The organism is Bacillus sp. S3, assembly GCF_005154805.1.
Taxonomy (GTDB): Bacteria; Bacillota; Bacilli; order Bacillales; family Cytobacillaceae; genus Neobacillus.
Genome location: NZ_CP039727.1, coordinates 702,307 through 715,879, shown reverse-complemented (window position 1 = coordinate 715,879; position 13,573 = coordinate 702,307). Strand labels below are relative to the sequence as shown.

At 39.6% G+C, this 13,573-nt stretch carries 13 protein-coding genes; 5 read left to right on the top strand and 8 right to left on the bottom strand.

Going from position 1 to position 13,573, the window contains the following annotated elements; all coding sequences use genetic code 11:
* The first annotated feature begins 198 nt into the window (after positions 1-198).
* On the top strand, positions 199-678 hold the full coding sequence (locus tag FAY30_RS27065) for a transposase family protein (protein ID WP_149872165.1): 480 nt from the start codon (positions 199-201) through the stop codon (positions 676-678).
* Positions 668-1,768 carry an ISL3 family transposase gene (locus tag FAY30_RS03305; RefSeq protein ID WP_190284801.1) on the top strand — a complete coding sequence of 367 codons (1,101 nt, stop codon included), beginning with the start codon at positions 668-670 and terminating at the stop codon, positions 1,766-1,768. The genes FAY30_RS27065 and FAY30_RS03305 overlap by 11 nt, the downstream gene beginning before the upstream one ends.
* 111 nt (positions 1,769-1,879) lie before the next feature.
* Here the strand turns inward: FAY30_RS03305 and FAY30_RS03300 are convergent, their stop codons facing one another.
* From FAY30_RS03300 to FAY30_RS27765, 7 genes are all read right to left on the bottom strand, one after another.
* Entirely contained in the window at positions 1,880-2,659 is a 780-nt protein-coding gene (locus FAY30_RS03300) for an SDR family NAD(P)-dependent oxidoreductase (RefSeq protein WP_149868556.1), read from the bottom strand.
* Positions 2,660-2,724: 65 nt separating this feature from the next.
* Entirely contained in the window at positions 2,725-3,993 is a 1,269-nt protein-coding gene (locus FAY30_RS03295) for an ABC transporter substrate-binding protein (RefSeq protein ID WP_149868555.1), read from the bottom strand.
* Between the two features lie 133 nt (positions 3,994-4,126).
* Complete coding sequence (locus FAY30_RS03290) at positions 4,127-5,263, bottom strand: response regulator transcription factor (protein WP_190284800.1); 1,137 nt, start codon at positions 5,261-5,263, stop codon at positions 4,127-4,129.
* 5 nt (positions 5,264-5,268) lie between these two features.
* Complete coding sequence (locus FAY30_RS03285) at positions 5,269-6,975, bottom strand: sensor histidine kinase (RefSeq protein WP_223820878.1); 1,707 nt, start codon at positions 6,973-6,975, stop codon at positions 5,269-5,271.
* 99 nt (positions 6,976-7,074) lie between these two features.
* On the bottom strand, positions 7,075-8,073 hold the full coding sequence (locus FAY30_RS03280; RefSeq protein ID WP_149868553.1) for a LacI family DNA-binding transcriptional regulator: 999 nt from the start codon (positions 8,071-8,073) through the stop codon (positions 7,075-7,077).
* Between the two features lie 11 nt (positions 8,074-8,084).
* Positions 8,085-8,969: a DMT family transporter gene (locus tag FAY30_RS03275; protein ID WP_149868552.1), complete on the bottom strand. Its 885-nt coding sequence runs from the start codon at positions 8,967-8,969 to the stop codon at positions 8,085-8,087.
* A gap of 19 nt (positions 8,970-8,988) precedes the next feature.
* Entirely contained in the window at positions 8,989-9,120 is a 132-nt protein-coding gene (locus FAY30_RS27765; protein WP_263315282.1) for a hypothetical protein, read from the bottom strand.
* 457 nt (positions 9,121-9,577) lie between these two features.
* Here FAY30_RS27765 and FAY30_RS03270 point away from each other — a divergent pair, with 457 nt between their 5' ends.
* Positions 9,578-9,778, top strand: a complete 201-nt coding sequence (locus FAY30_RS03270; protein ID WP_149868551.1) for a twin-arginine translocase TatA/TatE family subunit — start codon at positions 9,578-9,580, stop codon at positions 9,776-9,778.
* A gap of 69 nt (positions 9,779-9,847) precedes the next feature.
* Entirely contained in the window at positions 9,848-10,573 is a 726-nt protein-coding gene (gene tatC / locus FAY30_RS03265; protein WP_149868550.1) for a twin-arginine translocase subunit TatC, read from the top strand.
* A gap of 2 nt (positions 10,574-10,575) precedes the next feature.
* Here the strand turns inward: tatC and FAY30_RS03260 are convergent, their stop codons facing one another.
* Positions 10,576-12,762 (bottom strand): alpha-galactosidase, encoded by a 2,187-nt coding sequence (locus FAY30_RS03260; protein WP_149868549.1) that lies wholly within the window; start codon positions 12,760-12,762, stop codon positions 10,576-10,578.
* A gap of 182 nt (positions 12,763-12,944) precedes the next feature.
* Here FAY30_RS03260 and FAY30_RS03255 point away from each other — a divergent pair, with 182 nt between their 5' ends.
* The gene (locus tag FAY30_RS03255) at positions 12,945-13,553 is read left to right on the top strand and encodes a DedA family protein (RefSeq protein WP_149872571.1); all 609 of its coding nucleotides are present in this window, start codon (positions 12,945-12,947) and stop codon (positions 13,551-13,553) included.
* The last annotated feature ends 20 nt before the right edge of the window (positions 13,554-13,573 follow it).

Here is a 13,573-nt window from a genome sequence, read left to right as displayed (position 1 = left end):
GCGCTGAGCCTCCTCGGCGCTAAAGCGCCTGTGGGGTCTCACCTGTCCCGCTGCTCCCGCAGGAGTCTCGCGGCTTCCGCTCCAATCAACAGTGGTAAAAAATCAACACTAAACTTGGTTCTTACGCAAACATGGTGAAAGCATTTTTTATTGCTTTTCGGGTATAGCAATACTAATACTCAAAGGGCGGTGGTTACAATGGTCATTTCAAACTTCAATGAACTTTTCAAGTTCGACCAAAACGTTGAAGTCCTTTATACCATAATGGAACCGGATGCAATGTATGCCGTGTTAAAGATATGTTCAAAACATGCACAATGCCCAGAATGCAAACATGTATCGTCTCGACAGCACAGCCAATATGCTAGGAAAGTCGATGACCTTCCGGTCTCAGGTCATTCGGTTCATATAACCGTTCTATTGCACAAATGGTTTTGTGGTAACAAAGACTGTAAGGTTAAAGTATTCACCGAACGTTTGAACTGGTTAAGCCCTTCCGCCAGAAAAACAAACAGGCTGGAAAACCTGATTCGTCATGTGGGATTCACTAATAATTGCCTGGCCGCTGAAAAAATCTGCCGAAAAATGCGCATTTCGATAAGCCATGATGCCATTCTGTACCGGATTAAAAAGGAAGAACCGGTTCAGCCAAGGGAGTGTCCCTTTCGTGGGCATTGATGATTTTGCTTTTAAGAAAAGAAAACGGTATGGCACGATCTTCATAGACCTACAAACAGGTGATATCCTTGATTTTTTACCAAACCGAGACAAAGAGTCAGTAAGGAGCTGGCTCATCAAACATCCTGAAATTCAACTGATTACAAGAGATCGTGCCCATGCATATAAAAATGCGGCAGAGGAAGCGTCACCAAAAATCAAGCAAGTTGGTGATCGTTGGCATATCCTCCAGCATCTTTTTGACGCAGTTAAGAAGACGATTAAGTCTATTGTGCCGCCAAGATGGAAACCGACTGGTCAAGACTCAAATGTCCAACAATGCAGTTCATCACACCCTTTACCAAAACGGCTCCAGCCTTTGGTGGAACACGAAGAAAACGTTTGGAAGAGAATTCAAAATGCCCGGCGCCTTCAGAAAGAAGGCAAGAGCATCACAGCGATCGCAAAGCAGCTAGGTATTTCCCGTAATACCGTTTATAAGGATTTAGCTACGACATCGAAACCGTCCCTTAAACGAACTTCTTTATATGACCGATATCTTCCCCTTATCCGTAACATGATCGCAGATGGATCAAAGGGTGATGAGATAGAGGCTGCGTGCAGGAAAGCAGGGTTTGGTGGACATCGCAACACACTAAATTACATGATTGCGGACGAACGCCGGGATATCCGAAATAAAAAGCCACAGACACTGAATCTTCAACAGGCAATCATCCGGATCCTTTGGGATAAGGACGTACAGAACCATAAGAAAGCATTTAAATCCTTGTATCCCAACCTTCTAAAAACGTTCCCATCGTTAATGGAAATTAGCGAATTCATTCAATCCTTTAGGAACCTTTTTGAGGAAAAACATTCATCCGGCCTTAGAAAATGGCTGATTGAACATAAGCACTCACCATTTACTTATTTCCAAACCTTCCTTAATGGCATCAGAGGTGACATTAAGGCTGTTTATTACGCTATAACATTACCTTGGTCAAACGGGAAAACTGAAGGAACCATAAATAAGTTGAAAAATATCAAACGGATGATGTATGGACGTGCAGGTATAACGGTGTTGTTAAATCGCTTACGTTTCCAGGGTTAAAACTTGATTAATATAACATTTTTTTACCGAAGGTAACACTTTTACTTATGGCTACAAACATTCACCAAAATGACGTAAGAACCCTAAACTTTAACAGAGCCTTTAATAAAATTATGCCAATCCTCCGCCATCGACAATTAAATCAGTACCTGTAATCCAGGATGACAGATCACTTGCAAGGAATAATACACCTTTCGCAATGTCTCTTGGTGTTCCTAGTCTTTCCAATGGGCGTCCTTTGGCGGACGATACTAAGAAAGCATCTTCTTGAAGGTTTAATTGCTTTGCTTCACTTCTAAGTAACGGTGTATCTGTGTCTCCTGGACAAATACAGTTCACACGAATATTTTGTGGACCATGATCGATTGCCATTGCTTTTGTTAAATTCACTACCCCAGCTTTAGCTGCACAATAGGCTGCAGCTTGGTCGCCGCCTTTTAGCCCCCACCCTGAGCCAGTGTTGATAATACTCCCGCCGCCATTCTTTGACATAAGCGGAATTAAACTTTTTGAAAGAAGATAGACTCCCTTTAACGATACATCGATGACCAAATCCCATTCAGACTCTTCTAAGTCGACAACCGTCTTTCGCCTAATGACACCTGCGTTGTTAAAAAGAACATCGACTTTACCGTAATTCTCTTCAATATGATTTCTTACTGAAGCACAGTCATCTGCATTTGTTACATCACATTGAACAAATTCAACTTTATAATCGTTCAATCGCAGTTCAGCCGTTGCTTTTCGTCCATTTTCTTCATTAATATCTAGCAGAATGACCCTCGAACCAACTTCAGCCAACAGCGTTGCCGTAGCTAAACCTATTCCTGATGCAGCACCTGTTACCACACAAACTTTATCCTCTAATTCGAAATAATCTTGACTTGTCATTCAAATCCCCTCCTGAAATGATTTAGTTGATTTATCTTTATGAATCATTCAACCCGTTTTTTAATTTACTGCCCTAAATATTTCTCAGAATCCTTCACAGCATTATTCAATAATGTTTCAACATCTTGTTCCTGCAATATCGCATTTATTGCCGCAGATAAATTTTGATCGATTTCATCCCAATTCTTATTTAGGAGAAATGCTGGGGTAACATTTGATCTTTCTAGCATTTTATAAAATGGATCTAGTAAAGGGTCTTGCTCTGTTTTCATTTCTTTCACCATGCTAATACGAACCGGTAAATCATTCGTTCGCAGCTTTATGGCCGCTGGTGAATTGTAAAATTTCACGAATTCCCATGCTAGATCCTTATTCTTTGAATCCTTCGCGATTGAAATCGCTGAAGAAGAAATAACACCTTTCACTGGTTTTCCGGGAAAAGCAGGCATTTCCACGGTTCCAAAATTCATCTTGGCCTTTTTAAATCCCTCTAACGGTCCAATACCGCTTTCCCACATTGCCATTTTCCCTGCTTTAAAAAACTCCTCACCACTTTGTTGATTTTTACCGCCTACAAGCACTGCACTCTTAGCCTGAACCAAGCCTGCCAACACTTTTATCGCTTCAATCGTTTGTGCACTATTCATATATCCGGCGATTTCCATCCCATCTTCACTTATAAAACTAGAACCATTGCTCCAAACAATTCCCTGAAGGCTATAGGAATCCAACTCTGGACTTAATCCAAATCCATACTGCTCTTTATCTGGATTGGTTAATTCTTTTGCTATACTCTTAAAGTCATCCCATGTCCACCCATCATTGGGGTATGCAATCCCCGCTGCATCAAATAAATCCTTATTATAATAGATTACTCTTGTGGTAAATCCTGCAGGCATACCGTACAGTTTTCGATACATCGTCGAATAGTTAAAGAGCCCTTGGTAAAAATCATCTACGTCAATAAAGGGATCCCTTTTAATAAAATTATCGAGAGGTTCCAGCAGCTGAAAGTAGGCTGGAAAATTCCTCATATACATGACATCTGGAGGATTCTTTGCACCAAATGAAGCAGTCAGCTTTTGGTCAAACTCATCACCGTAGGCCTCAACTTGTACTTTTATATACGGATTTTTTTCTTCAAATTTTTCAGCAATCACTTTTTGAATTTCTAATGCATCTCCTGTCTCTCCTGTTGCAAACCGAAGATGAATGATGTCGAATTGGTCCTTTTCAGTTTCTGTTGTCTCTTTTTTATTAGACAGATTATTTGAACAAGCAGCAGTTATACAAACCAGCATAAGGGCAACAATTGTTATCCAACATTTGTTCATGATTAGTTCCTCTTTTTTTATTTATAGTAGAAACCGCTTTCATTGTAACGTGAATGAAAGCGGTTTAGAACTTACTATTATCTTGAATTTTTCGGAAAATTGTTTGAACATTTTAAAAATACTAGTAAATCTGTTAGCTTACATTCGTCTTTTTGTTCTGCCTATAATCGGATGGTGTTCTGCCAATACATTTTTTAAACCATTTGCTGAAATACTTTCCATCCTGAATACCAATTTTTTCGCCGATTTCCTGCAAAGGGAGCGAGGTATTCTCAAGAAGATCACAAGCCGCTTGAATTTTCATCTTTTCTGTAAAACCGCTAAAGCTATCCCCAACCGCCTTTTTAAACATTGTGCTAAAGTGGCTCCTGCTTAGCCCAACTTCTTTTGCAATAGAACTAGAGGATAGAGATTGGTCTAATTGGTCGATCATAATCTGAACTGCCTTTTGAATGGGACTCGGCCAATCCTCCATCGAAAATTTAAATTTCTTTTCGAATTTTAATTGGTGATAGAGCTTTAAAACTCCCTCCATCCAATTAGCCATTCCTTGATTAGGACCATTCACCTTCCAGCGAATGGATGAATCTTTACTTCTTGATTCTATTAAAAGATGCTCAAACCATTCTTGTGATGGTTCTGGAATAAAAATAAATGCTTGGTCCTGTCCACAAGGAATTTCTGCATATTGTCTTTCCTCATACATCTCTTGAAAAAGCTCACCACTATTTATTCCATTTATTAAATAAATAAAATACGTCTGCATCATCCAGTTCCACTCTTTAGAAAAGAGTTTTTCTAGTCGTTTTGGAAAAGAATTCTCGAAATCACATAACCATTCATAGAATTCAGTGGCTAAAGATGGCGAATGACTGGTATTTCCATTATTCAAATAATTGAGTTCGTTTTTAAACCGTTCCAGATAATCTTCAAACTCTTGATCCTGAAAGGCGGTTTTGACGATATACCCAGAAGCACCTATATTCATTCCCTCTTGTGCAAAAGTGAAGTCTCGATGACAGCTTAGCAACAATATTTTTACATCCGGGGAACGTTGTTTAATTTTTCTAGCAAACTCTATTCCATTCATTTCTGGCATGACAATATCCGTTATCACCACTTCAGGCGAATATTCTTTGAACAATTCCAACGCCTTTAGCCCGTTTGGGGCATCTGCAACAACCTTCATGCCATATTTCTCCCAATCCACCGTTGCGATTAATCCTTTTCTAACAATTAACTCATCATCTGCAATTAGTACTTTAATCAACTTGCTTACCTCCTTTTTGGCCATTTAATGGTAAAAATCGTCTTGAGACCCACAACGGATTCGATTGATAAGCCATAATCTGTTCCAAAGTGAAGCTTAATGCGTTGATCTACATTATAAACACCGATTCCCTTCCCTTTTTCCTCATGGTGATTTGGGTCAAGCAACTTTCTTATCATTTCTGCATTCATTCCTTTGCCGTTATCGCAGAGGGTAAGTTCCAAATATTCCTGTTTGGCGTTTACCGCTAGCTCAATTCGGCCTTGGCCATCCTCAAAGGCATGAAAAAAGATATTTTCAAATAAAGGCTGAAGGGTCATCCTAGGGATTAAATAGTCTAGGCAATCTTCTTTCATTTCTTCTATATATTCAAATGTGTTTCCGTAGCGAACCTCTTGGACTTTCAAATAGTGCAATATCGTCTGCAATTCTTTTTTTAATGGAATTAACTCATCGGAAAAATTTAAATTTTCATGGAGAACCTCTGTTAAATGATAAATCATCTCTTGAACTTCCTTAACTCCTGAGAGTCTAGCTTTCCATTGAATAGAATTTAAAGTATTAAATAATAAATGGGGATTTATTTGATAATGGAACGCCCTTAATTCAGCTTGTCTTTTTAAACGTTCTGTTTGGCTAATTTGATCGATTAATTCCTTAATTTGATTGACCATATCATCAAAACTTTGCGCTAACACCCCTAATTCATCATTTGAAGTATCCGCTATTTGGGTATTGAGATCCCCTTCACTTACCTGTTTCATTGAGGATTTAAGACGTTTAATCCGCTTCGTGAACGGTATGGAAAAGACGGCAGCTAAGATACATACAAGAATAATAGAGAATATGATGGCTAGTAGGGTATAACGATAAATTACATTTGATGATTGATAATAGAATTCCTCTGGAATACGAATATGGATATCCCACCCATATGCATCAAAATGTCTATTCCAGACAATGTCCGTTGCCAATTCTTTTGGTGAATTCTTCGTCTTATACACTACCTGATGCTCGCCATTTTTTAGGGTGACCGAGGAATGAAGTTTATTCTCTAGAAAGCCTATATAAGAGAATAACTCCTCAGCATCAGTCTCAATTAAAAGTTTACTTCCTTTTAACACCCCAAATTGGCTTTCAATTGGAAAAACCAGCCCCATTAACTGCTTATCTTTCTCACCTGTGTAATAATGGTCAGCCGTATAAAATCCTATCCAAAGATCCCCTTCTTTTAAACTATTTGTTTCCTTCCAAAAAGGTTTTTGAAAGAGTTTATGAATATCCAATCGACTATTCCCATAATAGTAGCCTGTATTGGTAATTAAATAGATACCCTTGGTATTGTACGTCTTATGTGCTTCCAAATATCTTTCGAAGTTTTTATTCTCAATAAACCCTGTATATGTTCGCGGTATTTCCTCATTTAAGATAACCAGCGTTGGGTCGGATAAATAATGATTGATGTCTTTCGAGACAACATACATTTGCTCAAATGTGTTTTCAATTTGTTTATTGAGCTGAGAAACTGCAAATTGTTCATAATCATTAAATTGTTTATTCACGATTTCGGACGACTTTTCGTATGATAGCAGCCCAAATAGAATTAATGGAATGAGGGCAACCATAAGGAAAAACAACACCATTTTTGCCCGTATGCTCCTATAAAGTTGGCTTTTTACTTTTTCTTCTAGCTTTTTATAAACCGAAATCACACAGATCCCGCCTCCTTTGGCATACATTCCATGAAAAAAAAGCGAGGAGCATCAATATATACTCTTCGCTTCATTTAAAATAACCCGCTAAATATCTCCTTATTTCTTTCGTGGAGCTGCTCCACTTTCTCTTATAATCAATTTCGTATTAATCGTGATTTTCTTACTAACTTCCCTTTTGGTGGACAGTTTATCTATCAGTAACTCTACCGCCGTTTCTCCCATAATTTCTGTATATAGTTTAACTGTTGTCAGAGGAGGAACCATATATTGTGCGGTAGCGACATCGTTAAAGCCAACAATGCTTAGTTCAGCCGGAATTTTTATACCAAGCTCATAAGCCGCTTTATAGCATCCAACAGCAATGGTGTCATTAGCAACAAATATAGCGGTAGGCTTTTGTTCACCTGCTAACATTTCTTTTAAAAGGGTATATCCGTCTTTCGGATCATAACCGCCAATTTTCACTAATTCTTCTTTAAAAATATTCTTTTGCTTTAAATAATTTTCAAAAACGTCCTGACGCAAATCTTTAAATCGATTTCCATACATATCCGTTTCGACTCCACCGATAAAACCGATACTCTTATGACCTAATTCTGTTAAATACTGAAGAGCATTTTTGGTAGCCGAAGGGAAATCGATAATAACCGAATCAAAATACCGTTGGTCCGGATTTGAATCGATAAAGACACACGGTTTGTCAAAGTTCTTGATTTTGTCGATATCCTTGCTTTTGAACGTTCCAAGACATATAATGCCGTCGATTTTTTTACTATAATCAGCATTGCCGCCCTTATCAATGCGATAGAAGTCAATGCCTTTTAATTTCAGTTTCTTTTCCAAGGCAACCCTAATCGATAGGTAATAGGTATCGACTAATTCCTCCTCCAGCGAGAAAGAATCGTATAAACCTATCTTCCATTTACTTTTTGCCTTTTTCTTTGGTGTGATTACATAGGATAATTCCTCTGCCGCTTCAAAGACTCTTTTTCTTGTTTCTGGTGAGACATTTAATGTTTCATCGTAGTTTAATACTCGTGATACGGTAGTTATTGAAACATTAGCTAAAGTGGCTATCTCTTTTATTGTGGCCATTATTTCTCTACCTACCTTGTCAGTTCCTTTAATTTATTTCTTTTTAAAAAAGGAATTTTTGTTTCCGATATGATAATAGCACTAAGAATGAGGATGGCACCAAACACCATTTTAATGGTCATCACCTCATTTAAAATGATAACGGAAAATACCATGCCCCAAAACGATTCTGTCGAAAGGATAATGGCAGCTTTTGTTTCTGAAATCATTTTTTGAGCAACGGTTTGCAATAAAAAGGCAACTGATGTAGAAAAAACCCCAAGGTAAAGGAGTGATAACATCCCGTCCATATTGACTGCGGTGAAGGTTTCTCCTTTGAAGAAGACAACGATCATTCCAATGACGGCTGCGGACATCATTTGGATAAGCGTTAAGAGAATCGGATCGGAATCCTTCACAAATTTTGCCGTATAGAAAATATGGAACGCAAAGCCAACGGCACAGCCTAATGTCAGCAAATCTCCAATATTGATATCGGACGATAATTTCAACGATAACACACCGACACCGACCATCGCTAAGACAGCCCCCGTCAGTTCATAAAAATCCATTCTTCGTTTATACAATAGGAAGCCGATAAACGGAACAATTACGACATTTACGGCTGTTAAGAAGGCATTTTTTGATGGTGTCGTAAATTGAAGACCCACCGTTTGCAGAGCAAACGCAAAATATAAAAAGACCCCCAATATCGCTCCTTTAATGATGGTGCTTTTATTAATCATTTTTATTTTCCTATGGAAAATAACACCTAGGATGACAGCTCCTACTAAAAACCGGCCTGCTAAAATTTGATACGGAGTGAAGTGCTCCAAGGCAATCGCACTCGCCACAAAGCCACTGCCCCAGATAATCGCTGTAATCGTAAGAGCAAGTTCCCCGAAATACTTACGCATTTAATCCCCCCTAACTTTATTAGCCAACAGCAGCAAAAATACACTCGATGTCCATGTAAAGGAGGTTATCTACTAAACCTTTACCTGTAAGCAGATCAAAGTTTTCCGCCATTCCGCCTACAAGAGTGAGCTCGAGAAACTTATCCCGCAAGCGGTTCCCTGCTTCTGAACCCATTTTAAACGATGGTCAACCTTACCTTTTTCATCTTATCCATCGTAGAACTTTATAGGATTATTATAATTGCAATTTTACTAAAGGTAAACGCCTTTAATTGGTATTTTACTAAAATATATTTTGCCAATTTGCAATTATTACATTTTACTATATAGGTAAAACTTATTTCCAATACTGTTTTTCACTAACTTAAATGATTCGCCCTGGAATTGTTGTTTATGGTCGTGCCCCTCATAATTTACAAATAGTTAAGAAAGTTCATCATCTCTTATTATTTCTTTACACTCTCTTCATTCATCTTTTACAGTACTGCCCTATACTCAGAGTTGTGATCGACCAAATCACCTCAAAAGGAGAGCAAAGTATGTACTGTTTAATACCATTCATCAAAGGATGAAAATAAAGGAAGCTATCTAATTGGAGGTAATCTGCCATGCTTCAAAACATAGGCATACCCGGCTTAATTCTTGTTCTTGTGATTGCGCTAATTATTTTTGGTCCATCAAAATTACCGGAATTAGGCCGTGCCGTTGGTTCAACCTTAAAGGAATTTAAAAAGTCCACACGTGACTTAGTTTCTGAGGATGAGCCCGCCAAAGAACTATCTAAGAAAAAAGAAGAAAAAACGATCTAGTCCCAATCATTTTTGAAGATGCCAGCAGAATGTGTGCTCGCATCTTCTTTTACCTAAAGGAGGGGTATTGTGAATAATCATGAAATGGACCTTATCGGTCATTTTGAAGAATTGCGGAAACGGCTTATTTACATCTTAGGCACGTTTATCCTTTTGTTTATCCTATCCTTTGTGTTTGTCCAAGATATTTATAACTTTCTTGTTCAAGGATTAGAGGTGAAGCTGGCGATCTTAGGCCCAAGTGATATTTTATGGGTATACTTGATCCTTTCTTGCATCTGTGCGATTTCAGGGACGATTCCGATGGCCGCCTATCAAATTTGGCTATTTGTCCGCCCGGCATTGAAAGCGGCTGAGCGAAAAATAACATTGGCATATATTCCGGCATTATTCATCTTATTTCTTGTTGGGATCTGCTTCGGCTACTTCGTGATTTTCCCAATGGTCTATAAATTCCTGCTGTCTTTATCGGCGGATATGTTTATGACCTTCTTTACAACCGAAAAATATTTTCGTTTCTTAATACACACCACCCTTCCCTTCGGATTTTTATTTGAACTGCCGGTGATCATCATGTTCTTGACAAGTTTAGGGGTGTTAAATCCGTACCGATTACAAAAGATAAGAAAATACTCCTACTTTGGATTAATCGTGACTGCAGTCATAATTACGCCGCCGGACTTATTATCCGACATTTTGGTTGTCATCCCTTTGCTATTTTTATATGAATGCAGTGTTTTATTATCAAAGGTCGTGTACCGGCGGAAACAACGGCAACTAAACTTGGCGGCCTAGCATCATATTGCTTCAATCTGAAAAATGAATGAAGTATAATCCTTTTTGATCAGCGGCATGGCTAAACCAATTTGCATGAGTTCGGAGCCATAGTACAGCTGCTCACCGCTGTTTATTTTGTATTTAAAGTTTGGATTTAGCCCGCGTAGTTTGAGACGAAAAAAAGGCGGATTTGGCATTGCCAATATTTTGTAGTAAAAAACTACTGCCTGTTCCCGATTCGGTTTCACATACATCCAGGCTGTGTCCATTCCTGCGAATGGATTTAACAGCCGATACAAGTCACCGAAAAGGATGATCTCCTTTATTTGATGGTAAAGACTGATTTGATCGTGCACAACTGTTTTATCCTTAGACCCGAGTTTATCGATATTTAGTTCGAAGCCTAAATTGGCTGCCATCGCCACATGACACCTCATTTTGAGAGGTGTCATTCTTCCTGTCTGATGGTTCGGCACATCCGAAACATGAGCACCCATCGTGATTGCCGGATAGACGATGCTTGTTCCATATTGAATTTTCAACCTCTCTACTGCATCCGTATCATCACTCGTCCACGTTTGCGGCATGTAATAAAGCATCCCTGGATCAAAGCGTCCGCCCCCGCCCGAGCAGCTTTCAAACAAAATCTGTGGAAAGCGTTCAGTTAATTTTCTCAAAATCCAATATAGGCCAAGCATATAGCGATGAGCTGTTTCCTTTTGTCTTTCAGGAGGAAGTGCTGCCGACCCCGCCTCTGTCATATTTCGGTTCATATCCCATTTCACATAGGAAATCGGTGCGCTGGTGAAGATGCTGGTCATTGTTTCGAGCAGGAAATCACACACCTCCCTCCGGCCTAAATCCAAGACGAGCTGGTTTCGGGAAAGTGTCCGGCTTCGTCCGGGCACATGGAGGCACCAGTCGGGATACCTGCGGTACAAGTCGCTGTCGGGTGAAACCATTTCCGGCTCGACCCATACGCCAAACTTCATTCCCTTTTTCTCTACATAGTCAGCAAGCCCAGCTAAACCATGAGGCAATTTTTTCTTATTGACGACCCAATCCCCTAATGAGCTTTTATCATTGTCACGACGGCCAAACCAGCCGTCATCAAGAACAAACAGCTCAATTCCCAGTCCCTTCGCCGCATCCGCAATATCCTTTAATTTTTTCTCATTAAAATTGAAATAGGTAGCTTCCCAATTATTGATCAGAATCGGGCGCGATTGATCGCGGTAAACACCGCGGCACACCCTAGTTCTCAATAGCTTATGAAAGGTTCTCGACATTCCGCCAAGACCTTCTGACGAATAGACCATGAGTGTCTCCGGCGTTTGAAACGTTTCTCCCGGATTTAACTGCCAAATAAACTCAAACGGATTGATTCCGATGCTGAGCCTGGTTGTTTCAAAAGGATCTACTTCGATAGAGGCTTGGAAATTGCCGCTGTATACAAGGCTTACACCATAAACATCGCCATATTCTTCCGTAGTGTTCTTTGAAAGTAACGCAACAAACGGATTATGCTGATGGCTGCTCGCCCCCCTTGCCGAAGAAATCGATTGGATTCCATGATGCAGCGGCCTGCGTTCTATGTGACGCTCCCTTGCCCATGTTCCGTGAAGGTGCAGCCAGCCCCAATCCGATTGGTGGAAATCTACTGACATACTCATACATTTATGTATTTCTACGGTGTGGCTGCCAAGGTGCTCGAAAGACACCGATCTCGTAATGACATCAAGGTTACGGTAAATGGTATACATTAGATTCAGCCCGATTCCCAGTTTAGAATCTACCATGGTGATGACAAGTGTTTCTGCTTCCGAATCATCTTCAATGTAGGATGATGGCAATCCTTTAAGAGAAGGTTTCCCTTTTCGTATTTCGTGCGAGTCATAAACAAACTCAGTTATCGTGGACCCGTCGTGGCTGAGAAGCTGATAGGCCGGCTCCCGGAAGTCTCCATTTCCAAATGCAGGGTACTCCTGCGGCAGCGTATCAAGTGAAAATTTAGGATCTTCTGGTTCCGACGTCGGCGAAAATGCCCTTCCTTTAAAAGCAAGGATCGATGAAGGCTGCAAAACCCGCACCCGCTTCCCCCAATACAAATGGGCTGGATACTTCCCATGAACAAGCTGAATCAAATAACTAACATTGCCATTAAACAAATGAAACACCTGATCCGCCTCACACCACTCAATCGCCATACTCCCACACTCCTAACAAACGAATTTATACTATTATATTTACGAATATGGTGACAATGATGAAATTGGTGTCAGGCACCAAAAACTGTATTTTCAACAGGATAAAGTTTAAAATTTTGAGGATGATAAGTTTGGGTAGTTTTGTTTTTTTATTCTTTAAAGAAATGATTGTGGGACGTGTGATGATGCAGCATTTGAATGGTCTTATTGAACATTTTGGCTATTTTGGAATTATTATTGCTTTATTGGGCGGGATTGTCGGCCTGCCTATTCCTGATGAGGTCCTGCTTACTTATGTAGGGTATACTGTGTTTGCTGGAAAAATGGCTTACCTGCCTTCACTCATTTGTGCTTTTATTGGGGCAGGCTGCGGGATTACGATTAGCTTCATTTTAGGTGTAAAATTAGGCGTACCGTTTTTGCATAAGTTTGGTCCTAAGCTTCATATCACTGAGGCGCGGATTGAGAGAACGAGAAAATTATTTATTAAGTTTGGGCCGTTCCTCCTGATCATTGGCTTTTTTATTCCCGGGGTCCGGCATATTACGGCATATCTCGCTGGAATGAACCGCTATTCCTATAAAAAGTTTGCCTTATTTGCCTATATTGGGGCGGTTATCTGGTGTTTTACTTTTATCACCTTGGGTAGAACGCTGGGAGAGAATTGGGTTCATGTAGGAACCTACTTTTCTAGGTATAGTATCTATATAATCGTCCTTTTCCTACTCGGATTTATTATTTTGTATTCCTATCGGAGGAAAAGAAGATTACTAAAAAATGCCTCATCATGACTTCAGGAATATTACATACA

What these genes read in the sequence shown, in the direction of transcription:
- FAY30_RS03295 (WP_149868555.1), bottom strand. Translation starts at nt 3,993, where the DNA reads ATGAACAAATGTTGGATAACAATTGTTGCCCTTATGCTGGTTTGTATA.
- FAY30_RS03255 (WP_149872571.1), top strand. Translation starts at nt 12,945, where the DNA reads ATGATGCAGCATTTGAATGGTCTTATTGAACATTTTGGCTATTTTGGA.
- FAY30_RS03300 (WP_149868556.1), bottom strand. Translation starts at nt 2,659, where the DNA reads ATGACAAGTCAAGATTATTTCGAATTAGAGGATAAAGTTTGTGTGGTA.
- FAY30_RS03260 (WP_149868549.1), bottom strand. Translation starts at nt 12,762, where the DNA reads ATGGCGATTGAGTGGTGTGAGGCGGATCAGGTGTTTCATTTGTTTAAT.
- FAY30_RS27065 (WP_149872165.1), top strand. Translation starts at nt 199, where the DNA reads ATGGTCATTTCAAACTTCAATGAACTTTTCAAGTTCGACCAAAACGTT.
- FAY30_RS03270 (WP_149868551.1), top strand. Translation starts at nt 9,578, where the DNA reads ATGCTTCAAAACATAGGCATACCCGGCTTAATTCTTGTTCTTGTGATT.
- FAY30_RS03280 (WP_149868553.1), bottom strand. Translation starts at nt 8,073, where the DNA reads ATGGCCACAATAAAAGAGATAGCCACTTTAGCTAATGTTTCAATAACT.
- FAY30_RS03275 (WP_149868552.1), bottom strand. Translation starts at nt 8,969, where the DNA reads ATGCGTAAGTATTTCGGGGAACTTGCTCTTACGATTACAGCGATTATC.